26 protein-coding genes are annotated in these 26,053 nt (G+C 35.2%); 22 read left to right on the top strand and 4 right to left on the bottom strand.

The window, feature by feature from the left end; genetic code table 11:
- Positions 1 to 20: 20 nt before the first annotated feature.
- A complete protein-coding gene (argS, locus tag EGX70_RS08590) occupies positions 21 to 1,712 on the bottom strand; it encodes an arginine--tRNA ligase (protein WP_000379864.1) in 1,692 nt (563 codons plus the stop codon).
- Positions 1,713 to 1,933: 221 nt separating this feature from the next.
- Here argS and argR point away from each other — a divergent pair, with 221 nt between their 5' ends.
- The gene (gene argR / locus EGX70_RS08595) at positions 1,934 to 2,371 is read left to right on the top strand and encodes an arginine repressor (RefSeq protein WP_123948075.1); all 438 of its coding nucleotides are present in this window, start codon (positions 1,934 to 1,936) and stop codon (positions 2,369 to 2,371) included.
- 56 nt (positions 2,372 to 2,427) lie between these two features.
- Positions 2,428 to 5,004, top strand: a complete 2,577-nt coding sequence (mutS, locus tag EGX70_RS08600; RefSeq protein WP_001118379.1) for a DNA mismatch repair protein MutS — start codon at positions 2,428 to 2,430, stop codon at positions 5,002 to 5,004.
- Between the two features lie 56 nt (positions 5,005 to 5,060).
- Here the strand turns inward: mutS and EGX70_RS08605 are convergent, their stop codons facing one another.
- Positions 5,061 to 5,264, bottom strand: a complete 204-nt coding sequence (locus EGX70_RS08605; RefSeq protein ID WP_000191849.1) for a cold-shock protein — start codon at positions 5,262 to 5,264, stop codon at positions 5,061 to 5,063.
- Positions 5,265 to 5,489: 225 nt separating this feature from the next.
- Between EGX70_RS08605 and mutL the strand changes: the two genes are divergently transcribed.
- The 17 genes from mutL to nrdG all read left to right on the top strand — a co-directional run bounded on the left by mutL (position 5,490) and on the right by nrdG (position 20,739).
- Positions 5,490 to 7,463 carry a DNA mismatch repair endonuclease MutL gene (mutL, locus tag EGX70_RS08615; RefSeq protein ID WP_000034614.1) on the top strand — a complete coding sequence of 658 codons (1,974 nt, stop codon included), beginning with the start codon at positions 5,490 to 5,492 and terminating at the stop codon, positions 7,461 to 7,463.
- A 31-nt stretch (positions 7,464 to 7,494) separates the two neighbouring features.
- Entirely contained in the window at positions 7,495 to 8,727 is a 1,233-nt protein-coding gene (locus EGX70_RS08620; RefSeq protein ID WP_000657472.1) for an MFS transporter, read from the top strand.
- A 1-nt stretch (position 8,728) separates the two neighbouring features.
- Entirely contained in the window at positions 8,729 to 9,319 is a 591-nt protein-coding gene (ruvA, locus tag EGX70_RS08625; protein WP_000272490.1) for a Holliday junction branch migration protein RuvA, read from the top strand.
- Positions 9,320 to 9,341: 22 nt separating this feature from the next.
- Positions 9,342 to 9,893, top strand: a complete 552-nt coding sequence (locus EGX70_RS08630; RefSeq protein ID WP_000817341.1) for a DNA-3-methyladenine glycosylase I — start codon at positions 9,342 to 9,344, stop codon at positions 9,891 to 9,893.
- Positions 9,894 to 9,981: 88 nt separating this feature from the next.
- Positions 9,982 to 11,241 (top strand): competence/damage-inducible protein A, encoded by a 1,260-nt coding sequence (locus EGX70_RS08635; RefSeq protein WP_001200975.1) that lies wholly within the window; start codon positions 9,982 to 9,984, stop codon positions 11,239 to 11,241.
- Positions 11,242 to 11,314: 73 nt separating this feature from the next.
- The gene (gene recA, locus EGX70_RS08640; RefSeq protein ID WP_001085741.1) at positions 11,315 to 12,454 is read left to right on the top strand and encodes a recombinase RecA; all 1,140 of its coding nucleotides are present in this window, start codon (positions 11,315 to 11,317) and stop codon (positions 12,452 to 12,454) included.
- A gap of 215 nt (positions 12,455 to 12,669) precedes the next feature.
- A complete protein-coding gene (spx, locus tag EGX70_RS08645; RefSeq protein WP_000591161.1) occupies positions 12,670 to 13,068 on the top strand; it encodes a transcriptional regulator Spx in 399 nt (132 codons plus the stop codon).
- A gap of 201 nt (positions 13,069 to 13,269) precedes the next feature.
- Positions 13,270 to 13,536, top strand: a complete 267-nt coding sequence (locus EGX70_RS08650; protein ID WP_000507056.1) for an IreB family regulatory phosphoprotein — start codon at positions 13,270 to 13,272, stop codon at positions 13,534 to 13,536.
- Positions 13,536 to 13,955, top strand: coding sequence for a Holliday junction resolvase RuvX (gene ruvX, locus EGX70_RS08655; protein ID WP_001222109.1), 420 nt, complete (start codon positions 13,536 to 13,538; stop codon positions 13,953 to 13,955). The genes EGX70_RS08650 and ruvX overlap by 1 nt, the downstream gene beginning before the upstream one ends.
- A 25-nt stretch (positions 13,956 to 13,980) precedes the next feature.
- Positions 13,981 to 14,298 carry a DUF1292 domain-containing protein gene (locus EGX70_RS08660; RefSeq protein ID WP_000940931.1) on the top strand — a complete coding sequence of 106 codons (318 nt, stop codon included), beginning with the start codon at positions 13,981 to 13,983 and terminating at the stop codon, positions 14,296 to 14,298.
- Positions 14,299 to 14,380: 82 nt separating this feature from the next.
- The gene (locus EGX70_RS11270) at positions 14,381 to 14,503 is read left to right on the top strand and encodes a hypothetical protein (protein ID WP_001285708.1); all 123 of its coding nucleotides are present in this window, start codon (positions 14,381 to 14,383) and stop codon (positions 14,501 to 14,503) included.
- A 45-nt stretch (positions 14,504 to 14,548) separates the two neighbouring features.
- Positions 14,549 to 16,090: a membrane protein gene (locus tag EGX70_RS08670; protein ID WP_000230040.1), complete on the top strand. Its 1,542-nt coding sequence runs from the start codon at positions 14,549 to 14,551 to the stop codon at positions 16,088 to 16,090.
- A 97-nt stretch (positions 16,091 to 16,187) separates the two neighbouring features.
- Positions 16,188 to 18,386 (top strand): anaerobic ribonucleoside-triphosphate reductase, encoded by a 2,199-nt coding sequence (gene nrdD / locus EGX70_RS08675; protein ID WP_000989502.1) that lies wholly within the window; start codon positions 16,188 to 16,190, stop codon positions 18,384 to 18,386.
- Positions 18,387 to 18,460: 74 nt separating this feature from the next.
- Positions 18,461 to 18,604, top strand: coding sequence for a hypothetical protein (locus tag EGX70_RS08680; protein ID WP_000521645.1), 144 nt, complete (start codon positions 18,461 to 18,463; stop codon positions 18,602 to 18,604).
- A gap of 12 nt (positions 18,605 to 18,616) precedes the next feature.
- Positions 18,617 to 19,549 (top strand): Gfo/Idh/MocA family protein, encoded by a 933-nt coding sequence (locus EGX70_RS08685; RefSeq protein ID WP_000939688.1) that lies wholly within the window; start codon positions 18,617 to 18,619, stop codon positions 19,547 to 19,549.
- Between the two features lie 8 nt (positions 19,550 to 19,557).
- Positions 19,558 to 20,049 carry a GNAT family N-acetyltransferase gene (locus tag EGX70_RS08690; protein WP_000776870.1) on the top strand — a complete coding sequence of 164 codons (492 nt, stop codon included), beginning with the start codon at positions 19,558 to 19,560 and terminating at the stop codon, positions 20,047 to 20,049.
- A gap of 72 nt (positions 20,050 to 20,121) precedes the next feature.
- Positions 20,122 to 20,739 carry an anaerobic ribonucleoside-triphosphate reductase activating protein gene (gene nrdG / locus EGX70_RS08695; RefSeq protein ID WP_001287939.1) on the top strand — a complete coding sequence of 206 codons (618 nt, stop codon included), beginning with the start codon at positions 20,122 to 20,124 and terminating at the stop codon, positions 20,737 to 20,739.
- A 356-nt stretch (positions 20,740 to 21,095) separates the two neighbouring features.
- On the opposite strand, the gene yaaA is transcribed toward nrdG, so the two are convergent.
- Positions 21,096 to 21,827 carry a peroxide stress protein YaaA gene (gene yaaA, locus EGX70_RS08700; protein ID WP_000590609.1) on the bottom strand — a complete coding sequence of 244 codons (732 nt, stop codon included), beginning with the start codon at positions 21,825 to 21,827 and terminating at the stop codon, positions 21,096 to 21,098.
- Positions 21,828 to 21,869: 42 nt separating this feature from the next.
- Entirely contained in the window at positions 21,870 to 22,730 is an 861-nt protein-coding gene (locus tag EGX70_RS08705) for a VOC family protein (protein WP_001146813.1), read from the bottom strand.
- Positions 22,731 to 22,915: 185 nt separating this feature from the next.
- On the opposite strand from EGX70_RS08705, the gene EGX70_RS08710 reads away from it, so the two are divergent.
- The 3 genes from EGX70_RS08710 to EGX70_RS08720 all read left to right on the top strand — a co-directional run bounded on the left by EGX70_RS08710 (position 22,916) and on the right by EGX70_RS08720 (position 26,052).
- Positions 22,916 to 23,713 carry a Cof-type HAD-IIB family hydrolase gene (locus tag EGX70_RS08710; RefSeq protein ID WP_000251907.1) on the top strand — a complete coding sequence of 266 codons (798 nt, stop codon included), beginning with the start codon at positions 22,916 to 22,918 and terminating at the stop codon, positions 23,711 to 23,713.
- A gap of 464 nt (positions 23,714 to 24,177) precedes the next feature.
- Positions 24,178 to 25,140, top strand: coding sequence for an ABC transporter substrate-binding protein (locus EGX70_RS08715; protein WP_000724423.1), 963 nt, complete (start codon positions 24,178 to 24,180; stop codon positions 25,138 to 25,140).
- Between the two features lie 15 nt (positions 25,141 to 25,155).
- The gene (locus tag EGX70_RS08720; protein WP_000884162.1) at positions 25,156 to 26,052 is read left to right on the top strand and encodes an ABC transporter permease; all 897 of its coding nucleotides are present in this window, start codon (positions 25,156 to 25,158) and stop codon (positions 26,050 to 26,052) included.
- Position 26,053 lies beyond the last annotated feature (1 nt).

Below are 26,053 nucleotides of genomic sequence, written 5' to 3' on the forward strand. Positions count from 1 at the left end.
AGTCTTAGTAGTGTCATTTCTTACATTTCATTCGGAGCATCAACTCCTAGGAGGCGAAGAGATTCTTTTAATACTGTAGCAGTTGCATAGCAAAGTGCTAGACGACTACTGATTTCAGCGTCTTCATCTAAAATACGTGTGTGGGCGTAATATTTATTGAAGCACTGAGCTAAATTGATAGCGAATTTTGCAATAATAGAGGGCTCAAAATTATCTGCCGCACGTACAATAATACGAGGAAAATCTTGGATGAGTTTGATGATTTCCCAGCTTTCAACATCGTTGAGACTGTAATTATCGCTATTAGATGGGTTAAAGTTAGCTTTACGTAAGATTGATTGAATACGAGCATGTGCATATTGTACATATGGCCCAGTTTCACCTTCAAATGATACCATTGCTTCTAAGTCAAAGTCATAACCATTTGTACGATCAGTTTTCAAATCGTAAAATTTAATAGCACCTACACCAACTGCTTGAGCAACTTTATCTTTATCTGCTAGGTTAGGGTTTTTAGCTTCAATCTGAGATGCCGCACGATTAATAGCTTCTGCAACAGTAGGTTCAAGGAGAATTACATTTCCTTTACGAGTTGATAATTTTGCTCCTCCTTTTGTTACAAGGCCAAAAGGAACATGAGTCATATCATCGGACCAATCGTAGTCCATTTCTTTAAGAACAGCTTTTAGTTGTTTAAAGTGTGCAGACTGTTCGTTTCCTACAACGTAGATTGATTTTGCAAAATCGTAGGTACGTTTACGGTAAAGTGCAGCAGCTAAGTCGCGTGTAATGTAGAGAGTTGCTCCATCGGATTTCTTAATGAGAGCAGGATGTTCAATACCGTATTTTTCTAGGTTAACAACTTGTGCACCTTTAGATTCGACCAGGAGGTTTTTAGATTCTAGCAGTTCAAGCACTTCCTCCATTTTGTCGTTGTAGAATGCCTCGCCGTTATAGCTATCAAATGTAACATTCATTTTATCGTAAAGACGGTTGAATTCTAATAATGACTCGTCACGGAACCATTGCCATAATTCAGTTGCTTCAGGATCGTTAGCTTCAAGTTTACGAAACCACTCACGTGCCTCTTCATCAACGCTAGGGTCTGTCTCGGCTTCAGCATTAATACGGACATAAAGTTTTAAAAGTTCATCAATGGGATGAGCACGGACAGCCTCTTCATTGCCCCATTTTTTATAAGCAACGATTAACATTCCAAATTGTTTACCCCAGTCGCCAAGGTGATTAATTTTAACAGGATGATAGCCAATTTTATCAAAAATATTAGCTAAACTATCACCAATAACTGTTGAACGAAGGTGTCCAATTGAGAATGGCTTAGCAATATTTGGACTAGACATGTCAATGGCAACATTTCGTCCTTCACCAATATTTTGAGTAGCATAGGCAGAACCATCAGATAAGACTTGTTTTAGAACTTGACTTGAGATTGCGGCTTTATCAAGGAAAAAGTTAACGTAAGGTCCAACAGCTTCCACCTTTTCAAATTGGTCGCTTTTAATTTGTTCAGCAATGTCACTAGCAATTATTTGAGGTGCTTTGCGTAGAGTTTTAGCCAAAGAGAATGCTGGGAAAGCTAAATCTCCCATGCTCGAATTTTTTGGGGTTTCTAATAAAGAAAGAATGGTCGATTGTTCCATATCTGGAACAACTTTTTGAATTTCACTCGCAATTAGATGTTTTGTATCCATGGTATCTCCTATTTTAATTAGTAATATAGTCACCCTATTTTAACATAATTATGAAAAATAGACGAGAACTTGTTGATTAAATTCATAATGCATTCTGTAAAGAACTAGCCTACTTTATAGCTTTTTTACAGAATGATTACGATATCACTACTAAGTGAAAAAGACAATTTTTTTTGATATAATTTGGTAAGCATAATTCTAACTAAAAAGGATTGAATAACATGAATAAAATAGAACGCCAAAAACGTATTAAACGTTTAATCCAATCAGGGCAGATTGGCACACAAGAAGAAATTAAATTACATTTAAAAAATGAAGGAATCGATGTCACGCAAGCGACTCTATCAAGAGACTTGCGTGAGATTGGTCTTTTAAAATTGCGTAGCCCAGAAGGTAAGCTATATTATAGTTTATCAACAGCTACTTCAAATCGATTTAGCCCAGCCTTACGCTCCTATATTTTGAAAGTATCGCGAGCAAGTTTTATGTTAGTTTTAAATACTAATTTAGGGGAGGCTAGCGTTTTAGCAAACTTTATTGATGAGAAAGGGCTGCCAGAGATTTTAGGAACAATGGCAGGAGCAGACACCTTGTTGGTGATTTGTCAAAATGAAGATATTGCCAAAGTTTTTGGAAAAGAACTATCAGTAGGTTTATAAATATAATGATTGAGGAGCTGAGCATGGCAGCCAGCCCCGTTAGTTAGGAGTGAGAAATGGCCAAGCCAACGATATCACCGGGAATGCAACAGTATCTGGATATAAAAGAGAATTATCCAGATGCTTTTTTGCTTTTTAGAATGGGTGATTTTTATGAATTATTTTATGATGATGCGGTAAAAGCAGCACAAATCCTGGAGATTAGCTTGACTAGTCGAAATAAGAACGCAGAAAAGCCAATCCCAATGGCAGGTGTTCCCTATCACTCAGCTCAACAGTATATTGACGTTTTAGTTGAATTAGGTTACAAAGTAGCCATTGCTGAGCAGATGGAAGATCCTAAAAAAGCTGTGGGAGTGGTAAAGCGTGAGGTAGTGCAAGTTGTTACCCCAGGAACGGTTGTGGAGTCAACGAAGCCGGATAGTGCTAATAATTTCTTAGTAGCGATTGATTCGCAAGATCAACAAACATTTGGTCTAGCATATATGGATGTCTCAACTGGAGAGTTTCAGGCAACCCTTTTAACAGATTTTGAGTCCGTCCGTAGTGAAATACTAAATTTAAAAGCTCGTGAGATTGTAGTAGGATATCAATTGACGGACGAAAAAAATCACCTACTGACGAAGCAGATGAACTTGCTTTTATCATACGAAGACGAACGACTTAATGATATTCATTTGATTGATGAACAGTTAACTGATTTGGAAATATCTGCTGCGGAAAAACTTTTACAATATGTGCATAGAACACAAAAGCGTGAACTTAGTCATTTACAGAAAGTAGTTCATTATGAAATAAAGGACTATTTACAAATGTCATATGCAACGAAAAATAGTCTAGATTTACTGGAGAATGCTAGAACAAGCAAGAAGCACGGAAGTCTTTACTGGTTGTTAGATGAGACTAAAACAGCGATGGGAACTCGAATGCTGAGAACTTGGATTGACAGGCCTTTGGTAAGTATGAATCGAATCAAGGAACGTCAAGATATTATTCAAGTGTTTCTTGATTATTTTTTTGAGAGAAACGATCTCACAGAAAGTTTAAAGGGTGTATATGATATTGAACGTCTAGCAAGTCGAGTATCTTTCGGAAAAGCCAACCCTAAAGATCTATTGCAACTCGGACAGACCTTATCACAAATTCCTCGGATTAAAATGATTTTACAGTCCTTCAATCAACCTGAGCTTGACATTGTTGTCAACAAAATTGACACTATGCCTGAATTAGAAAGTTTAATTAATACGGCGATAGCCCCAGAAGCACAGGCTACTATCACTGAGGGAAACATTATCAAGTCTGGATTTGATAAGCAATTGGATAATTATCGAACAGTGATGCGTGAAGGTACAGGTTGGATTGCTGATATTGAAGCTAAGGAAAGAGCAGCAAGTGGTATCGGTACTCTTAAAATTGATTATAATAAAAAAGACGGTTATTACTTCCATGTTACCAATTCCAATTTATCACTAGTACCGGAGCATTTTTTCCGTAAAGCGACGTTAAAAAATTCTGAACGCTATGGAACAGCAGAACTAGCCAAAATTGAAGGTGAAGTGCTCGAAGCTCGCGAGCAATCTTCAAATTTAGAATATGATATTTTTATGCGTGTTCGTGCTCAAGTAGAATCTTATATTAAACGTCTTCAAGAGCTAGCAAAGACTATTGCAACCGTTGATGTTCTACAGAGTTTGGCAGTAGTTGCAGAAAATCATCACTATGTTCGTCCCAAATTTAATGATGAACATCAGATTAAGATTAAGAATGGGCGTCATGCAACCGTTGAAAAAGTGATGGGAGTGCAAGAATATATTCCCAATAGTATCTATTTTGATAGTCAGACAGATATCCAGTTGATTACAGGACCAAATATGAGTGGTAAGTCGACCTATATGCGCCAGTTAGCTTTGACAGTTATTATGGCACAAATGGGAGGTTTTGTATCGGCAGACGAAGTTGATTTGCCTGTATTTGATGCAATATTTACTAGGATTGGTGCTGCTGATGACTTAATTTCTGGGCAATCAACCTTTATGGTAGAAATGATGGAAGCGAATCAGGCTGTAAAACGAGCCAGTGATAAATCTTTGATTCTTTTTGATGAATTAGGTCGAGGGACAGCCACTTATGATGGTATGGCATTAGCTCAATCGATTATAGAATATATTCATGACCGTGTTAGGGCAAAAACAATGTTTGCAACTCATTACCATGAGTTGACAGATTTATCTGAACAATTGACAAGGCTTGTCAATGTACACGTGGCTACTTTAGAGAGAGATGGAGAAGTTACCTTCTTACATAAAATTGAATCTGGACCTGCGGATAAGTCTTATGGGATACACGTCGCAAAAATAGCTGGTTTACCAATTGACTTATTGGATAGGGCAACTGATATTTTATCACAGTTGGAAGCTGATGCAGTACAGTTGATCGTATCAGCCCCCCAAGAAGCTGTTACTGCTGACTTAAATGAGGAACTAGATTCTGAGAAGCAACAAGGACAATTATCACTTTTTGAAGAACCTTCAAATGCAGGTAGGGTTATTGAGGAGTTAGAAGCGATAGATATAATGAATCTAACTCCAATGCAAGCTATGAATGCTATATTTGACTTAAAGAAATTATTATAAAATAGCCTTTGGGCAACAAAAAAGAGACTAAATAATTCATTTAGGCTCTTTTTTAATTATTTAACAAGATTGATATTTGTTGCTTGTGGTCCACGTTGACCATCTTGAATATCAAATGTTACTTTTTGTCCTTCTTCAAGAGTTTTGAAGCCATCAACTTTAATCTCTGAAAAATGAGCGAAGACGTCTGTTCCAGTTTCGCTAGAAATAAAGCCAAAACCTTTTTCTGAGTTAAACCATTTCACTGTACCTTGTGTCATTTGTTTATTACCTTTCTAAAAATGTTACTGTAAAAAATTAAAAAGGTAAAAATGTTAAACAAAAATACAACTTCAAAACTTATTACGCTCCCTAAGTCTAACAGGTAATAGGAGTGATGTCAACTAAAAATTGTGTTATTGTCAAATTAATATTTTGAATATGGTATAATGGCTAAGATATCACAAAAAAAGTTACAAAAAATCTTAAAAAAAGGAGGGATGAACTTGTCTAAAATTATTGAATTACCGGATATATTAGCTAACCAGATTGCTGCTGGTGAGGTTGTTGAAAGACCTAGTAGCGTCGTTAAAGAATTAGTTGAAAATGCCATAGATGCAGGAAGTAGCCAAATTACCATAGAGGTTGAAGAATCTGGTCTTAAAAAGATTCAAATAACGGATAACGGTGAAGGGATGACTAGTGAGGATGCTGTTCTCAGTTTACGACGTCACGCTACATCCAAAATCAAAAGCCAGAGTGACCTTTTTCGTATTCGGACCTTAGGTTTTCGTGGTGAAGCCCTACCATCAATCGCTTCGATTAGTTTAATGACGATAAAAACAGCTACAGAGCAAGGGAAACAAGGGACGTTACTTGTTGCTAAAGGGGGAAACATTGAAAAACAGGAAGTTGTTTCAAGTCCTCGTGGAACAAAAATTTTAGTTGAAAATTTATTCTTTAATACGCCTGCCAGATTGAAATACATGAAGAGTTTACAGTCTGAACTAGCTCATATTATTGATATTGTTAATAGACTCAGTCTAGCGCATCCGGAAGTTGCTTTTACACTGATAAATGATGGTAAAGAAATGACTAAAACTAGTGGGACTGGCGATTTGAGACAGGCGATTGCAGGTATTTATGGTTTAAATACTGCAAAAAAAATGATTGAGATTTCAAATGCAGATTTAGATTTTGAAATTTCGGGTTATGTAAGTTTGCCTGAATTGACACGAGCTAACCGAAACTATATTACCCTATTAATTAACGGTCGTTACATTAAAAATTTTCTTTTAAACCGCTCAATTCTAGATGGTTATGGTTCAAAGTTGATGGTTGGAAGATTTCCAATTGCTGTCATTGATATTCAGATAGATCCTTATCTAGCAGATGTCAACGTTCATCCGACTAAGCAAGAGGTGAGAATTTCTAAGGAACGAGAATTAATGAGTTTAATAAGCTCAGCAATTTCTGAGAGTCTTAAACAATATGATTTGATTCCGGATGCTTTAGAGAATTTAGCTAAAACTAGTACCCGAAGTGTAGATAAGCCTATACAAACAAGCTTCTCACTAAAACAGCCTGGTTTGTATTACGATAGGACTAAAAATGACTTTTTTATAGATGCAGATACTGTATCTGAACCTATTGCTAACTTTACAAACCTTGACAAAAGTGACGGTTCAGTTGACAATGATGTAAAAAACTCTGTTAATCAAGGAGCAACGCAGTCTCCTAATATAAAGTATGCTAGTAGAGATCAAGCTGATAGTGAGAACTTCATTCATTCTCAGGACTACCTTAGTAGTAAACAGTCACTTAACAAACTTGTTGAAAAATTAGATTCGGAAGAAAGTTCGACTTTTCCAGAGCTCGAATTTTTTGGTCAAATGCATGGGACCTACTTATTTGCTCAAGGGAATGGTGGGTTGTATATTATTGATCAACATGCAGCTCAAGAGCGTGTAAAATACGAGTATTACCGTGAAAAGATAGGTGAGGTTGATAATAGTCTTCAACAATTGTTAGTACCATTTCTATTTGAATTTTCAAGTTCAGATTTTCTTCAATTACAAGAAAAAATGTCATTATTACAAGATGTTGGTATTTTCTTGGAACCGTATGGTAATAATACTTTCATTTTAAGGGAACATCCAATTTGGATGAAAGAAGAAGAGGTAGAGTCTGGCGTTTATGAAATGTGTGATATGTTGTTGCTCACTAATGAAGTCTCAGTGAAAAAATATCGCGCAGAGTTGGCTATTATGATGTCTTGCAAGCGATCTATTAAAGCAAACCATACGCTAGACGATTACTCAGCACGTCATTTATTAGATCAGTTAGCGCAATGTAAAAATCCTTATAATTGCCCTCATGGAAGACCTGTTTTAGTTAATTTTACAAAAGCTGATATGGAGAAAATGTTTAAACGAATCCAAGAAAATCATACAAGCCTCAGGGATTTAGGAAAATATTGATAATTACTTGTTAGGGAAGAAGGGAGAAAAAGTGAAAGAGTTTTTTGCTTTGCCAAAACAGCTACAGTTAAGAGAATTATTGCGTTTTATTTCCATTACAGTTGGTTCAGCGATTTTTCCTTTTATGGCAATGTATTATGTTCAATATTTTGGAAATCTAGTTACAGGAATTTTGATCATCATAACTCAACTATCAGGGTTTGTAGCGACCTTATATGGAGGCCATTTGTCAGATGCTATAGGGAGGAAAAAAGTTGTGATTGTAGGTTCACTGCTGGCAACCATTGGTTGGGCTATAACTATAGCTGCAAATGTTCCAAATCATATTACGCCACACTTGACCTTTGTAGGTATCCTTATCATTGAAATAGCTCACCAATTTTATTTCCCTGCCTATGAAGCTATGACCATTGATTTGACGAACGAACAGAATCGTCGCTTTGTTTACACTATAGGTTATTGGTTGGTTAACATCGCTGTAATGCTAGGTTCTGGGATTGCTGGGATTTTCTATGATCACCATTTTTTTGAATTATTAATAGTTCTTCTTATTATTTCAGCGATTTGTTGTTTCGTGGTTTACTTCAAGTTTGATGAGACAAAACCACAGGAGGGAACCTTCAAGCATGATAAGGGAGTTTTAGGAACTTTTAAAAATTATAGTCAGGTTTTAGTGGATAAAGCGTTTGTTGTTTATACTTTAGGAGCAATTGGTTCCAGTGTTGTCTGGCTCCAGGTTGATAATTATTTCTCGGTCAATCTTAAGCAAAATTTTGAAGTAGTGTCCATTTTAGGACATACAATCACAGGTGCTAAAATGCTTAGTTTAGCAGTCTTTACAAACACTCTATTAATTGTCTTACTAATGACAACTATAAATAAATTCATAGAGAATTGGCCTTTGAAACGTCAACTAATATTAGGGAGCTTGATTTGTGGTTTTGGAATGCTTTTTAATATCTCTCTAAACACTTTTGGAGCTATTTTGATTGCCATGACGTTTTTTACCTTTGGCGAAATGATTTATGTTCCAGCTAGTCAGGTTCTAAGGGCGGAGATGATGGTGGAGGGAAAAATTGGATCATATTCTGGATTTTTAGCTATCGCACAACCTGTTGCAAGTGTATTAGCAGGTGCCATGGTTTCGCTCAGCTATTTTACAGGAAAAATAGGTGTTCAAATAACATTGACCATTTTTATGTTAGCAGGTCTGGTTTTAATCTTATATGCTACCAAAATGAAAAATATTGAGATAGGAAAATAGAATGTACGATTATATTAAAGGAAAATTGAGTAAAATAACAGCTAAATTTATTGTTGTGGAAACAGCTGGATTGGGATACGTGATATATGTGGCAAATCCCTACTCTTTTTCAGGTTACGTTAATCAAGAAGTTACCATCTACTTACATCAAGTCATTCGCGATGATGCACATCTTTTATTTGGTTTTCATACGGAAAATGAAAAAGAAATTTTTCTTAATTTAATTTCAGTATCAGGAATTGGTCCAACGACCGCTTTAGCAATTATTGCAGTCGATGACAATGAAGGTCTCGTAAGTGCCATTGATAATAGTGATATTAAGTATTTGACTAAATTTCCAAAGATAGGAAAAAAAACAGCACAACAGATGATCCTTGATTTGTCAGGGAAGTTTGTAGAAGCTTCTGGTGAGAGTGCGACTAGTCGTAAGGTTAGCTCTGAGCAGAATAGCAATCTTGAAGAAGCTATGGAAGCTTTGTTAGCGTTGGGGTATAAGGCGACTGAATTGAAAAAAGTAAAAGCCTTTTTTGAAGGTACGAACGAGACTGTGGAGCAATACATCAAATCTAGTTTGAAGATGTTGATGAAATAATTTAGAAGTAATGAGGTTTCACATGAAACGATGTTCTTGGGTGAATTTAGATAATCCATTATATGTAGCTTACCATGATAAAGAGTGGGGGAGAGCTGTTCATGACGATCATGTACTCTTTGAGTTACTATGTTTAGAAACTTATCAATCGGGTTTATCTTGGGAAACAGTATTAAATAAACGTCAGGAGTTCAGACAAGTTTTTCATCACTATAATATTGAAAAGGTAGCTGCAATGTCAGATGCGGATTTAGAGATAATCTTACAAAATCCTAGGGTTATTCGTCATCGTCTAAAACTTTTCTCAACACGACAAAATGCTAGGTCAATTATATTAATTCAGAAAGAATTCGGAAGTTTTGATCGCTACATTTGGTCTTTTGTAGATAATAAAGTACAGGTTAACTCAGTTAACAACTACAACGATGTGCCTGCAAGTACTACCTTATCCGAACGCTTATCTAAGGATTTAAAAAAACGCGGTTTTAAATTTGTTGGTCCAACTTGCCTCTATTCTTTTATTCAGGCCGCGGGTATGGTTAATGACCATGAAAATATATGTGATTTCAAGTAATATCAATGTGATATGTTTTAAGTAGCACTTTTGCTACTTTTTTTGCTAAAATGTAGTCATTATTTCGAATAGATAAGAGGGTGAAGTTGTGAGGGCTGAAATTATCGCTGTAGGAACAGAAATTTTAACAGGACAGATCGTTAATACAAACGCACAATTTTTGTCGGAGAAAATGGCAGAATTGGGAATTGATATTTATTTCCAGACAGCTGTAGGAGACAATGAGGAACGTTTATTATCGCTTTTAGATATAGCTAGTCAGCGCAGTCAATTGGTTATCCTATGTGGTGGACTTGGACCTACAGAGGATGATTTAACGAAACAAACTTTGGCTAAATTTTTAGGTAAATCATTAACAGTGGATTTATTAGCTAGTCAAAAATTGGATCGTTTTTTTGCAAGTCGTCCTCAGTTTGCTAGAACGCCAAATAATGAACGACAAGCTCAATTGGTTGAAGGCTCAATACCTCTACAAAACCTTACTGGTCTAGCTGTTGGTGGTATCGTTACATCTAAGGGAGTCCAATATATGGTTTTACCAGGTCCGCCTAGTGAATTAAATCCAATGGTTATGGAGCAGGTGGTACCTATTTTGTCAAATAATGGTACAAAATTATATTCACGTGTATTGAGATTCTTTGGTATCGGTGAGAGTCAGTTAGTCACAATCTTAGAAGACATAATTAAGAATCAGACAGATCCAACTATAGCACCATATGCAAAGGTTGGTGAGGTAACTTTAAGGTTATCAACGAAAGCTGAAAATCAGGATGAAGCCGACTTTAAATTAGATAGCTTAGAAAAAGAAATACTTGCTCTTAAGACATTAGATAACCGTAAATTAAAAGATTTATTATATGGTTATGGTGATAATAATAGTATGGCACGTACTGTTTTAGAATTATTGAAAGTACAAAATAAAACGATTACTGCCGCAGAGAGCTTAACAGCAGGGTTATTTCAATCTCAGTTAGCAGAATTTTCTGGTGCTTCGCAAGTTTTTAATGGTGGTTTTACGACCTATAGTATGGAAGCAAAATCACAACTTCTCGGCATCCCTAAGAAAAAATTGCAAGAATATGGAGTTATCAGTCATTTTACAGCTGAGGCAATGGCTCAGCAAGCTCGCCAACTTTTAAAAGCAGATTTTGGTATCGGTTTAACGGGAGTTGCTGGTCCTGATGAGTTGGAAGGATACCCTGCAGGTACAGTTTTTATTGGGATTGCAACCCCTGAAGGCGTTTCTTCTATTAAAGTATCGATTGGAGGGAAGAGCCGCTCAGATGTCCGTCATATCAGTACTTTACATGCTTTTGACCTGGTGCGTAGGGCTTTATTAAAGATATAATATTTGTTATAATTAGTAGAACGATTTCTAAATTTGAATCAACCTAGATTCATAGAAATATAAGGAGAAGACATTGGCTAAAAAAACGAAAAAAGCAGAAGAAATTACTAAGAAATTCGGTGATGAACGTCGAAAAGCCTTAGATGATGCTTTGAAAAATATTGAAAAAGATTTTGGTAAGGGCGCAGTGATGCGCTTAGGTGAGCGAGCTGAACAAAAGGTTCAAGTAATGAGTTCAGGTTCTCTTGCTTTAGATATCGCTTTAGGAGCAGGTGGATATCCTAAAGGACGTATCGTCGAAATTTATGGACCAGAGTCATCTGGTAAAACAACGGTTGCCCTTCATGCCGTAGCTCAAGCCCAAAAGGAAGGTGGGATTGCTGCCTTTATTGATGCTGAGCACGCTCTTGACCCAGCCTATGCTGCGGCTCTTGGAGTTAATATTGATGAGTTACTCTTGTCTCAACCTGACTCAGGTGAGCAAGGTCTTGAAATTGCAGGTAAATTGATTGATTCAGGCGCAGTTGATTTAGTTGTTGTCGATTCAGTTGCAGCCCTTGTTCCTCGTGCTGAGATTGATGGTGATATTGGTGACAGCCACGTTGGTTTGCAAGCTCGTATGATGAGTCAAGCAATGCGTAAATTGTCAGCATCCATTAACAAGACAAAGACAATCGCAATTTTTATCAACCAGCTAAGGGAAAAAGTAGGCGTTATGTTTGGTAACCCTGAAACAACACCTGGTGGTCGTGCTTTGAAATTTTATTCATCGGTTCGTCTAGATGTTCGTGGTAATACTCAAATCAAGGGGACTGGTGAGCATAAAGATCATAATGTTGGTAAAGAGACAAAAATCAAAGTTGTTAAAAATAAAGTTGCTCCACCATTCCGTGAAGCTTTTGTCGAAATTATGTATGGTGAAGGTATTTCTCGCACGGGTGAGTTAATTAAAATTGCTAGTGATTTGGATATTATCCAAAAAGCAGGTGCATGGTACTCATATAATGGTGAGAAAATTGGACAAGGTTCTGAAAATGCCAAAAAATATTTAGCAGATAATCCAGCAATTTTTGATGAAATTGACCATAAAGTGCGCGTGCACTTTGGAATGACTGAAGATGATTCGCCAGTTCAGTCTGAGCTCGTTGAAGAAAAAAATGAAGCTGATGATCTTGTTTTAGATTTGGACAATGCTATTGAAATTGAGGAATAAAATAGCAACTATACATCTTGAACTTGAATAAATGTAACTAAAATAAGTTCTGACAGTGGTTGGAACTTATTTTTATACTAAAAATAAGCTTAAAAATCCCTAAAATATATTTATTTTTATTAGTAAATTGATAAAAAATAGGTCTTAAGTCCCATGTTTGATTTTTGTGACTATGTTAAACTATAACTATCATGGGATAGAAAGTGAGAAGGCACATGATTAAGATTTATACTATTTCAAGTTGCACAAGTTGTAAAAAAGCAAAAACTTGGCTAAATGCTCATCAACTTCCATATAAAGAACAAAACCTAGGTAAAGAATCACTAACACGTGATGAAATTTTAGAAATATTAACAAAAACTGAAAGTGGTATTGAAAGTATCGTTTCTTCTAAAAATCGTTATGCTAAGGCGCTCAATTGTAATATTGAGGAGTTGAGTGTAAATGAAGTTATTGATCTTATTCAAGAAAATCCACGTATTTTAAAGAGTCCAATTCTAATTGATGACAAACGTCTTCAAGTAGGTTATAAGGAAGATGATATTCGTGCTTTTCTACCTCGCTCTATTCGTAACGTTGAAAATGCAGAAGCTCGTCTTCGTGCAGCACTTTGAGCTTTAGATAAGCATAAGTGAGAGTCACACGATAACCTGTAAAAATCACCTATAAGGTAGGGAGTAAAGAAATCAAAGAATCACTTCTTGGTTTCTTGTGCTCCCTTTTTGATTTTCTAATATAGTGTTTATCAATTTCTTGTACAAATACTTTATTTAAGTTATAATAAGTGAAAGAATTAAAGGAAAGAAGGTGTAGGTATGGGATTTACAGATGAAACTGTTCGTTTTAGATTAGATGATAGTAACAAAGTAGAAATTAGTGAAACATTAACAGCTGTTTATCGTTCATTAGAAGAAAAAGGTTACAATCCCATCAATCAAATTGTTGGTTACGTATTGAGTGGGGACCCTGCTTATGTACCTCGTTACAATGATGCTCGCAATCAAATTCGTAAATATGAACGTGATGAGATTGTAGAAGAGCTCGTTCGTTATTATTTACAAGGAAATGGAATAGATTTGTAATGAGAATAATGGGACTTGACGTCGGCTCGAAAACTGTTGGCGTTGCAATTAGTGATCCACTCGGTTTCACTGCACAAGGTCTTGAAATCATTAAGATCGATGAAGAATCTGGAAATTTTGGTTTTGACCGCTTAGCAGAGTTAGTAAAAGAGTACAAAGTTGATAAATTTGTAGTTGGTCTACCTAAAAATATGAATAATACAAGTGGTCCTCGTGTAGAGGCTAGTCAGGCATATGGCGATAAAATCACTGAATTATTCAATCTTCCAGTTGAATATCAAGATGAACGTCTAACGACTGTTCAAGCAGAGCGTATGCTAGTTGAGCAAGCTGATATTAGTCGTGGTAAGCGTAAGAAAGTTATCGATAAATTAGCAGCTCAACTAATCTTACAAAATTATTTAGACCGCATGTTTTAAGCATTCGGCATAAAAAGGAGAAACAATGGCACATAATCATAACCACGATCATAACCATGAACATCAACATGAAGTAATCACTCTTGTAGATGAGAATGGGAACGAAACACTTTTTGAAATCCTATTAACTATTGATGGGCGTGAAGAGTTTGGCAAAAACTATGTTCTCCTCATTCCTGCAGGTGCGGAAGAAGACGAACAAGGTGAAATTGAGATTCAAGCTTACTCATTTACAGAAAATGCCGATGGAACTGAAGGAGACCTTCAGCCTATACCAGAAGATTCAGATGCAGAATGGGACATGATTGAGGAAGTTTTCAACAGCTTTCTAGATGAAGAATAATATTGAAGCGATTGAGCAATTGTTCAGTCGTTTTTTTTTTCGAATAATAATAGTGATGATGTAGTAAAAGGAGGTGATGTTAATGTCAGATACTCAGCTAACATTAGAAGAACAAGAATTTTTCAAACAATATATGTCTAGAAAATACCACTACTTTAGGGATATTATTCGTTACGGTCAAGTGTTGGCTAAATTGACTAAATAAGGTTTTCTGATATACTGGTAGTATGTAAATATGAGGAGAAAAATAGTGGTAGAAAACCTAGAAAAACCAATTGGAGTGAGCTATAAAAATAGCCCATCAATGAGTAAACGAACGGCTATCAGAATGAAGAAATCTAGTCGATTTTCAATTTTATTATATAGTGTTTTGTCAACTCTCTTAGCAATTGCAAATCCGTTATTGACTTATTTTGCAAATGGTTTGCAGACTCAGAATCTCTATACAGGTTTGATGATGACCAAAGGACAGATTCCTTATAGTGATGTTTTTGCTACAGGAGGATTTTTATACTATGTAACGATTGCTCTAAGTTACCTTTTAGGGTCTAGTATCTGGTTACTTATTGTACAGTTTATTGCTTACTATGTATCTGGAATTTATTTTTATAAATTAGTTTATTATGTGGCACAAAGTGAAATTGTCTCGATAGGCATGACGTTGATTTTCTATATAATGAATATTGTCTTAGGATTCGGTGGTATGTACCCAATACAGTGGGCATTACCTTTTATGCTCATTTCGCTATGGTTTTTAATTAAATTTTGTGTCGATAATATCGTTGATGAAGCATTTATATTTTATGGCATTTTAGCAGCATTCTCACTATTTATAGATCCCCAAACACTGATTTTTTGGCTTTGCTCTTTTGTTCTCTTAACAGCAACCAATATTAAGCAAAAGCAGTCACTACGAGGATTTTATCAGTTTTTATGCGTTGTTTTTGGTATGATTTTAATTGCTTATACTGTTGGTTACTTTATGTTTAATCTACAGATTATCTCTTCTTATATTGACAAAGCTATTTTTTACCCCTTTACGTATTTCGCTAGGACAAACCACTCATTCCTTCTTAGTTTAGCAATTCAAATTGTTGTCCTTCTAGGGTCAGGTTGTCTCTTTGGACTATGGGATTTTATTCAAAATCGTAAAAAAGCATCTTATCAAATCGGCTTGAACTTTATTGCCTGTATTTTTATTATTTACGCTATAATGGCCATTTTTTCAAGAGATTTTAACCTTTACCACTTTTTACCTGCTTTACCATTTGGTCTTTTGCTAACGAGTAATAAAATTACTATTCTTTACCAAAAAGTGATTGACAGGCGTTCACATAGACGTCAGTATTTCTCTGGTAAATCTCTTATCGTAGACCTTTTTGTAAAGAAAACATATTATTTGCCCCTCTTACTAGTTTCTTTATCGATAGGGTTACTAGTTTATAATACTTATCAAAATGTTACTCTTAGTAAAGAAAGGCGTGACATTTCACATTATTTGACTACAAAAATTGATAGAGATGGTAAGATTTATGTTTGGGACAAAGTTGCTAGCATTTATAGCCAGACTCGGTTAAAATCTGCTTCTCAATTTGTTTTGCCACATATTAATACAGCGCAAAAAAATAATGAGAAAATTTTGAAGGACGAGCTGCTTCAGCATGGGGCTAAATACTTTATCTTAAATAAAAATGAGAAGTTACCAAATGAACTGAAATCTGATATTAAGAAGCACTACCAAGAAGTTCCTCTATCAAATATCACTCATTTTGTTCTATATCGTTTCAAATAGATTAAAAATCAATATATTGTGTCTGAGCAAAAAACTTGACACAATATATTGATTTTTTTTCTTTGCATGCTATAATTGTCACTGGAGGATATTTCACATGATGGTATTGGAAAGAGAACGATTTATGACAGAATCTGATATCAAAGTGATTAAACGTGACGGGCGTTTGGTCAGCTTTGATAAGTATAAAATCTACACGGCTCTATTAAAAGCTAGTAATAAAGTTATCAAAATGTCTCCTTTAGTTGAGGCTAAACTTGAGATGATTGCAGATCATGTCATCGCTGAGATCTACAATCGTTTTAAAGATAACATCAAGATATATGAAATACAAAATATCGTTGAACATAAATTATTGGAAGCTAATGAGTACGCTATTGCACAAGAATATATCAATTATCGTACCCAACGCGATTTTGAGCGTTCACAGGCTACAGATATCAATTTTTCTATTGGAAAATTAATTAATAAGGATCAAACTGTTGTTAATGAGAATGCTAATAAAGACTCTGATGTGTTTAATACCCAACGTGATTTAACAGCAGGTATTGTAGGGAAATCAATTGGTCTGAAAATGTTACCTTCTCATGTAGCAAATGCACATCAAAAGGGTGATATCCATTATCATGATTTAGATTACAGCCCATACACTCCCATGACAAATTGCTGTTTAATCGATTTTAAGGGAATGCTTGCAAATGGTTTTAAGATTGGTAATGCAGAAGTTGAGAGTCCAAAATCTATTCAGACAGCGACTGCTCAGATTTCACAGATTATTGCGAACGTTGCTTCAAGTCAATATGGTGGCTGTACAGCAGATCGCATTGATGAGTTTTTAGCTCCTTATGCACAGTTAAATTATCAAAAACATTTAAAAGATGCAAAAGAATGGGTTATTGAAGATAAACAAGAAGACTATGCGCGCGCTAAAACACAAAAAGATATATATGATGCCATGCAATCTTTGGAGTATGAAATTAATACTTTATTTACTTCAAATGGGCAAACGCCATTTACTTCGCTTGGTTTTGGATTAGGAACTAATTGGTTTGAACGAGAAATTCAAAAAGCGATTTTGAAAATTCGGATTCAAGGTTTAGGAAGCGAGCATCGTACTGCTATTTTTCCAAAATTAATTTTTACGCTTAAAAAAGGCCTTAATTTAGAAGAAAATAGCCCCAATTATGATATTAAACAATTAGCACTAGAGTGTGCGACAAAACGGATGTATCCAGATGTCCTTTCTTATGATAAAATTATTGACTTAACGGGCTCTTTTAAAGCCCCTATGGGCTGTCGTTCTTTCCTACAAGGGTGGCGAGATGCAAATGGTCAGGATGTAACATCTGGTCGTATGAATCTTGGAGTTGTAACAGTTAATCTACCGCGCATTGCCATGGAGTCTAACGGTGATATGGATAAATTCTGGGAGATATTTAATGAACGTATGAGTATTGCTAGAGATGCCTTGGTTTATCGTGTGGAACGTGTCAAAGAGGCTATCCCAGCAAATGCGCCCATTCTTTACCAGTATGGAGCATTTGGAGAACGTTTAGGAAAATATGACAATGTTGATCGACTCTTTAATCACCGCCGTGCAACGGTGTCTCTTGGTTATATTGGTTTATATGAGGTGGCGAGTGTTTTTTATGGTGGTGACTGGGAAGATAATCATCAAGCTAAAGCATTTACTGTAGACATCGTTCGTAAGATGAAGCAGTTATGTGCAGATTGGTCTGATGAGTATGATTATCATTTTTCAGTTTATTCGACACCATCGGAGAGCTTGACTGACCGGTTCTGTCGTTTAGATACTGAAAAATTTGGTATAGTAACTGATATTACTGATAAGGAATACTACACTAATTCATTCCACTATGATGTGCGTAAGAATCCAACACCTTTTGAAAAACTAGATTTTGAGAAAATCTATCCTGAAACGGGTGCATCAGGAGGATTTATTCACTACTGTGAGTACCCTGTTTTGCAACAGAATCCAAAAGCTTTAGAAGCAGTTTGGGACTATGCTTATGATCGGGTAGGTTATCTAGGTACTAATACACCAATTGATAAGTGTTACCAATGTCAATTTGAAGGGGATTTTACACCGACAGATCGAGGCTTTACTTGTCCAAATTGTGGTAACAGCGACCCTAAGACAGTAGATGTTGTCAAACGTACATGTGGTTACTTAGGTAATCCACAGGCTCGTCCGATGGTTAATGGTCGTCATAAGGAAATCTCTGCTCGTGTAAAACATATGAACGGATCAAGTATTAAAAATCAAGGCAATTAATTAAAACCTCTATTAAAACCTCTGGTCTATTATATGTTAAAATAAGAAGATAAAATAGAAGGAGTTATTAAGATATGGGGAAATACCAATTAGATTACAAAGGGCAAGCACAAGTACAGAAGTTCCATGAGAAGCACTCTACTGGAGAGAATGCTAATCAAAAATCACGTCTAAAAGATTTAAGGAAACAATTTTTGGAAAAGGCAAAGAAAAAATAGAAGGAGGATGCTATGTTGCAACTTGGAATTGTCGGTTTAGGAGGTATTTCACAGAAAGCTTATCTACCTTATATGCGTCAAGTGACAGGTGTGCACTGGCATCTTTTTACACGCCAAAAACAGATTTTAGAAGAAGTTAATATGCTTTTTGGTTCTTCTACAGCTTATGACAGTTTAGATAGTCTAGCCGAGCATCCTTTGGATGGAGTCTTCATTCATGTCGCGACTAGTGCTCACTTTGATATAGCAAAGCTTTTTTTAAAAAAGGGTATTCCAGTTTTTATGGATAAGCCTTTGACAGAAGATTATACTTCAACTAAAGCATTGTATGATTTGGCGAAGGATCATAAAACATTTTTAATGGCAGGTTTTAATCGTCGCTTTGCACCACGTATTATGGAAATGAAAAAAGTAGAAGATAAAAACCATATTCGCACCTTTAAAAATGCTGTCAATGCACCAGCGGATTTTCAATATAAGCTTTTTGATATGTTTATCCATCCTTTAGATACGGCGCTATTTTTGACAAATAATGTTGTTAAAAGAGGATACTTTGTGACTAAACGTGATGGGAATAAGATATTACAAGTATCAGTAACGCTAGAAACAGACAGTGAGATAATAGAAGCAAGCATGAACCTGCAGTCGGGGTCTCGTCGAGAAATAATTGAAATAGAGTCGCCAGAAGTAACCTATTCATTAGATGATTTGTCAAATCTTTCTGTTATTGATGGCTTTGATCGTCGTGCTATCGGTTTTGGCTCTTGGGCAAGCACTCTAGAGAAACGTGGTTTTGAACCAATGATTGATGCTTTTATTCAAGCTATCACTACAGGTGTCAATCCTATATCACCAAAGTCTAGTTTATTGAGTCATTTTATTTGTGACCAGATTAATAAAGCGAATGCTCCTTTTGGAATGCTTAACTTGAAGATAATGGAATAGGAAACAATATGAAATTACGGCGCCCAGTGTTAGAAGATAAAGAAGAAATTTTAGCCATGTATAAAGAGTTTCAAAAAGAAAGTAGTTCAATGGATGGTGGTTTTTATGAACCAACTATGCATTTTGAAGACTGGCTAGATCATAACCTAAATATGGAGTTAGGGATAGGTGTTCCTGATAATTTTGTTCCATATATTCAGTTTGTGTCTTTTGACAATGATAATAATGCTATAGGTTTCTTAAATTTACGTTTAAGACTAAATGATACTCTTTTAGAAAAAGGTGGACATATTGGTTATTCCATACGACCTCGCCAGCGTGGCAAAGGTTATGCTAAAGAACAGTTGAAGCTAGGAATTGAGCAAGCACATCTAAAAAATATCAATGAAATACTTGTGACATGCCATGTAGACAATGATGCCAGCAAGTCAGTAATATTAGCTAACGGTGGTGTTTTAGAAGATTGTCGTCATCAGACAGAGCGTTATTGGATAACCTAAAATAGTACTTTAAGATAATAATAAAAAGACCAGTTAGTTCTGGTTCTTTTCATATCAATAGAGAGGTTAGAAATGTCAGAAGAAGCAAGTTGGAATACTCCAAAGCCTGGGGAGTGGAAAAGCGAAGAATTAAGTCATGGCCATATCATTGATTATAAAGCTTTTAATTTTGTAGATGGTGAAGGTGTTAGAAATTCACTCTACGTAGCTGGATGTATGTTCCACTGTAAAGGGTGTTATAATACTGCTACATGGTCCTTTCGAGCCGGAATCCCTTATACAAAAGAGCTTGAAGATCAAATTATGAAAGATTTGGCACAACCTTACGTCCAAGGTTTAACGTTATTAGGTGGAGAGCCGTTCTTAAATACAGGTATTTTGCTGCCACTTCTTCAGCGTATCCGACGTGAATTGCCAGAAAAAGATATTTGGTCATGGACGGGGTATACTTGGGAAGAAATGATGCTGGAGACTCAAGATAAATTGGAGATGTTATCTTTGATTGATATTTTAGTGGATGGTAGGTTTGATCAAAGTAAGCGAAATTTAATGCTACAATTTAGAGGATCTTCAAATCAAAGAATCATTGATGTACAAAAATCTTTAAAAGAAGGTGAAGTCGTGATTTGGGAAGGATTAAACGATGGTGACAATAGTTATGAACAAGTCAAACGAGATGATTTACTTTAGTGTCAAAAATTAACTTTTAAATAGAAATTGAAAGTTATGTTTATCCACAGCTTGTTTATAAGTATTTGACAGTCTGTGACAAGATGTTGACGTTTATTATTGTTAATTTAACAAGTATTTTTGAAATCTAAAGGTATATAAAATGACATTAATGTTAAGTAATCAACTTTATATAAACAGATTATCCTCTGTCTATCCCCATAGTTATCCACAAGTTGTTGATAACAATTATTTTTTGTTAATATTATTTGAAACCTTGATATAGAGAGGTTTTTAGACCTTACAAGTTTGTCAAAAAGCAAGAGATACGATTATCTCTTGCTTTTTGTGTGAATAAATTGTGGATAAATAGTTACTTAAGTCTGTTTTTTAACAAAAGTTAATTGCTTAGAGTCTGAGAGTTCATTATCATAACAGAAGCCATCAAAGCGTAATTGCTTTAAGTGTTCTAGAGTTTGGCAATTATTTTCCATCATAGCAGTTAAACACTTTCCTCTTGCTTTTTTTGATATGGTAGAGTGGGTTTTTAATTGGCCATCTCGATCTTCAATAAAGTTAAGATGTATTAGTTTTTGACGCTCTTTAGGAGAAAAGACGGTTTCAAATTCATTAGAAAGCAAAGAAACCATAATGTCATCTGACTGCATAAAAGTATCGTAATTTTCACGCCAAAAAACTTTAAGAGAGTTATTGTTGATTTTGATTTTAGTGTTAAAATCTAAACGATGAGGGGATATTAGTGTCATAGCAGGAATGATGCCATAAAGAGCACTAGTAATAAAAACAGAATTTTCCATAAATTGTGCTTCACTTATGGATAAGTTGTGCCTTTTGATATTGCGGTACATAAGACCGTTGAATAACTTAATAGCAGGATTCAGAGTAAGTTGTTTACATTTAAAATCTTGCCATCTTTGAGCCTCACAACGAGCTGCACTTGTATTAATTCTGTAGATATCCTCTAAGTCTGAAACAGTTAAAGTAGAAAAATAATCAATTATAATTTGCGTTTGTGCACTCAGTTTAGGCCTTGCAATGTTTTGACACACTTTCATTTCTTTTGCAGTTGGGATCAAAATTTTTATCATATTGACATTATGTAAAATGAAGAGGCAAAAGTCAAGTAATGGTTAATTCTCTGGTTTTAGAACAACTTTAATTCGGATGCCATCAAAATCTTCAATAATATAATAATGATCTTGTTTTTCAAGGAAAGTCAGTTGGTAAAGTTGCGCTTTTTTTAAGCTATCTCTAAAAAGGTTGTCATCATTGTAAGCAATTGTCAATAAGAAAATTCCGGGTCTATCTTCTTGGTTTTTAGAAAGATTTGGACCAGCCCAATTATTAAAGGCTAGATGATGATGGTAGTTGCCGGATGCAATCCAACTAGCTGTCGGGATTGCAAATTTCTCATCAAAGCCAAAAACATTTTGATAGAGTTTTGAGCTAATCTTAGCATCTTTAACACTCAAATGAATATGACCAATACGAGTTTTTTCAGAAAGCTTATAATTATTAGGAACGTTGACAAGGCTGTCAAGTAAATTGTCAATATCTAGTCTTTCAGTAATACCAATAATTTGTCCACTCTCTCTGATATCCCACATAGAGATATCCTTATCATTATAAATTTCGATTCCATTACCTTCAGGATCACTTAGATAGATAGCATTGCTATAGCCATGGTCAGCTCCACCCTCTAGAGGGATATGCTGAGATAATAAATGATTTAGAGCTAGACTGAGATGGTATTCATCTGGTACTAAAATAGCAGTGTGATAAAGGCCATAGGTACTATGCTTTTCAAGTTCAGTTTTTTCAAGGATAATAAGAGGGATTTTTTGATTTACCCCTAGTAAGGCTCTAGTGCTGGATTTGTCAATAACAGTTAACCCAATGATATCGCTATAGAAGTTTACGAGGTTTTCGAGGTCATTTACTTTTAAGGTGATTGATTCAATGGAATGATTGGCTTTGTATGGATACGGCATAGTTAATCCTCCTATTATTACTATATAGTAACATATTACACCGTTCATTGAGAGAAATAAACTAATTTGTTTTGAAATATAGCTTATATTAGTAGTCTCATTAGACCAGACGAAGTTTATTTGCGAAACAAAAATTTAAGTGTTAGAGTAAAGTAAGCGCGTACAATTATATTTTGGAGGATAATATGGTAAGGCTAATATTTAGTGATATTGATGGTACTTTAATTAACAGTAATTTTAAAGTAACACCTAAGACACGGCAGGGAATTAAACAAATAGTAGCTCAAGGGGCTACTTTCGTTCCCATATCAGCTAGGATGCCTGAGGCAATTACTCCGATTATGGAACAAATTGGAATAGATTCTTATATTATTTCCTATAATGGGGCTTTAATACAAGATATGCAACAAAAAACAATTGCTTCCCACACAATGGATGGTCAAGTTGCCTTACAAGTTTGTTCTTATGTAAGCAAGCATTATTCGAAAATTGCATGGAATGTCTATCGTTATCATGAATGGTATTCCTGTGATAAAGAAAATGAGTGGGTCCAAAAAGAGGAGGAGATTGTTGGTTTACAATCTAAAGAGATGAGTTTGATGGAGTTAGAGAAGCAAGATAGGATTCATAAACTTCTCTTGATGGGAGAACCATCTCTGATGGGAGAATTGGAGAACACTTTGAAAGCTCAATATCCACATTTATCAATCGCACAATCTGCTCCTTACTTTATTGAAATAATGGCTCCAGGTATTGAAAAAGGAAAATCTGCTAAAACTTTAGCAGACTATTTAGATATTTCTCTTGCAGACTCTATTGCGTTTGGTGATAACTATAATGATTTAAATCTGCTTGAAATTGTGGGTAAAGGTTTTGTCATGGCGAATGCTCCTAAAGATTTACAAGAGAGAATTGGAAATGTAACTCAGGATAATGATAACGATGGTATTTATTATGCTTTAGTAGAGTATATGGAAAATTAAGGATAGCAAATCTAAATTTCTTTAAAAGCGTGTTATATCAACGAATGACTATTATTTAAATTATCTATCTAACAAGAATTTTCAAAAAAATCAAATTTAACTATTGACAATTATTTTTAAATGACGTAAACTTATAGGCAACCATAAACAAGGAGAGAATAATATGTTAATCAAATCGTCTATTATTAAACAAACAAATACTTATTATTACTTTAGTTTCTTTAGATAGACGTTTGTAGCCTCAAGGATACAAACGTCACGCAAAGTTTGTATCTATGAAGCTAAAGCATTTTATGATGAAAGCAGAGCCGATTAGATCATTTCAATAATCTAGTTGGCTAAGGCAATATTTTTTCGTCCTCTCGTGCACAGAGGAATTGAGAGAAATAATTAACCAACTAGATGTAGGGTCTAGTTGGTTTTTTGTTTTATGGAAAATTTGATGGTATTACAAGGAGACAGTAATGAAAAAAATAACAAAGATGGTAATTAGCAGCGTTTTAGCAACTGTTCTGATGACAGCTTGTTCACAATCTTCTCAAAATGGTCAATCTGATGTAAAACATATTGGTATTTTACAATATGTAGAACATCCCTCTCTAACTGCCACTAGAAAAGGATTTATAAAAGAATTAGCTAAAGAAGGCTATAAAGATGGCAAAAATATCAAAATTGAGTATAAGAATGCTCAAGGGGATCAGTCAAATATCCAATCAATTTCTGAAAAACTCATTAAAGATAATAAATTAGTATTGGGAATTGCGACTCCGGCGGCTCAATCGTTGACAACTGTGTCAACAGAAACACCTATTTTGTTTACAGCAGTGACAGATCCGGTATCAGCCGAATTAGTAAAATCAATGAAAAAACCTGAAGGTTTAGCGACTGGTACAAGTGACATGTCTCCAATTAAAAAGCAAGTATCCCTTTTGAGAAAAGTAATGCCTAAGGCTAAACGTGTTGGTATTATGTATACCACTAGCGAGCGTAACTCAGAAGTTCAGGTAAAACAAGCAAAAAAGATCTTCCAAGAGGCGGGGATTAAAACAAGTGTTAAAGGTATTTCTTCCACTAATGATGTACAAGATACTGCTAAGAGTTTAATGTCTAAAACAGATGTTCTTTTTGTACCAACAGATAATATTATAGCCAGCTCAGTAACGCTGTTAGGGAATCTATCGAAAGAATTAAAAGTGCCTGTTGTGGGAGGTTCAGCAGATATGGTACCAAGTGGTTTGCTCTTTTCTTATGGGGCTGATTATGAGGCTTTAGGTCGTCAAACAGCAAGACAAGCTGTTAAAATCCTCAAAGGTAAAGACGTCGCTAAAGTTCCTTCAGAATATCCTCAAAATCTAAAAGTAGTAGTTAATGAAGATATGGCAAAAGAGCTTGGAATTGATGTTTCAAGTATTAAAAATAATAAATAATCAGAAAGGTATTGTATGTTAGATATTATCTTATCCGGAATTTCGCAAGGATTACTTTGGTCAATTATGGCAATTGGCGTGTTTATCACTTTTCGTATCTTAGACATAGCCGATCTCTCTGCAGAAGGGGCTTTCCCTATGGGGGCTGCAGTTTGCGCCTTATGTATCGTTAATGATATTAATCCAATTGTGGCAACCATAGCGGGCATGTTAGGTGGTATGTTGGCAGGACTAGTATCGGGTTTTCTTCATACTAAAATGAAAATACCAGCCCTCCTCACAGGTATTATTACGTTGACAGGACTTTACTCTATTAATTTACTTGTTTTAGGAAGATCAAACGTCTCTTTTGCTCTCAAAAATACTTTGGTTACAATGGTAACAAGATTAGGTTTAAATAAACTTTCAGCAGTTTTATTAATTGGAATTGTTTGTGTAGGCTTGGTTATCTTAATTTTGTATCTCTTTTTAAATACCCAACTAGGATTAGCTCTAAGAGCGACAGGTGATAATGAGGCTATGGGACAAGCCAATAGTATTAAAGTAGATCGGATGAAAATGCTAGGATATATGATTGGGAATGGCCTGATTGCTTTATCTGGTGCACTTTTAGCGCAAAATAATGGCTATGCAGATTTGAATATGGGAGTGGGCACAATCGTTATTGGATTAGCTTCAATTATCTTGGCAGAAGTAATGATAAAATACTTACCTCTTGGCAAAAGGTTATGGTCAATTGTATTAGGTTCTGTTTTATACCGTATGATTATTGTTTTCATATTAACAACCGATATTGATGCACAGATGATAAAGTTGGTTTCAGCAATTTTGTTGGCTCTCATTTTGTATGTCCCAGAATTACGAGCTAAACTAGGAGTAAAAACCTCTAAATCGCTTACAAAGGAAGGATAAG

The organism is Streptococcus sp. FDAARGOS_522 (genome assembly GCF_003812445.1).
GTDB lineage: Bacteria > Bacillota > Bacilli > Lactobacillales > Streptococcaceae > Streptococcus > Streptococcus agalactiae.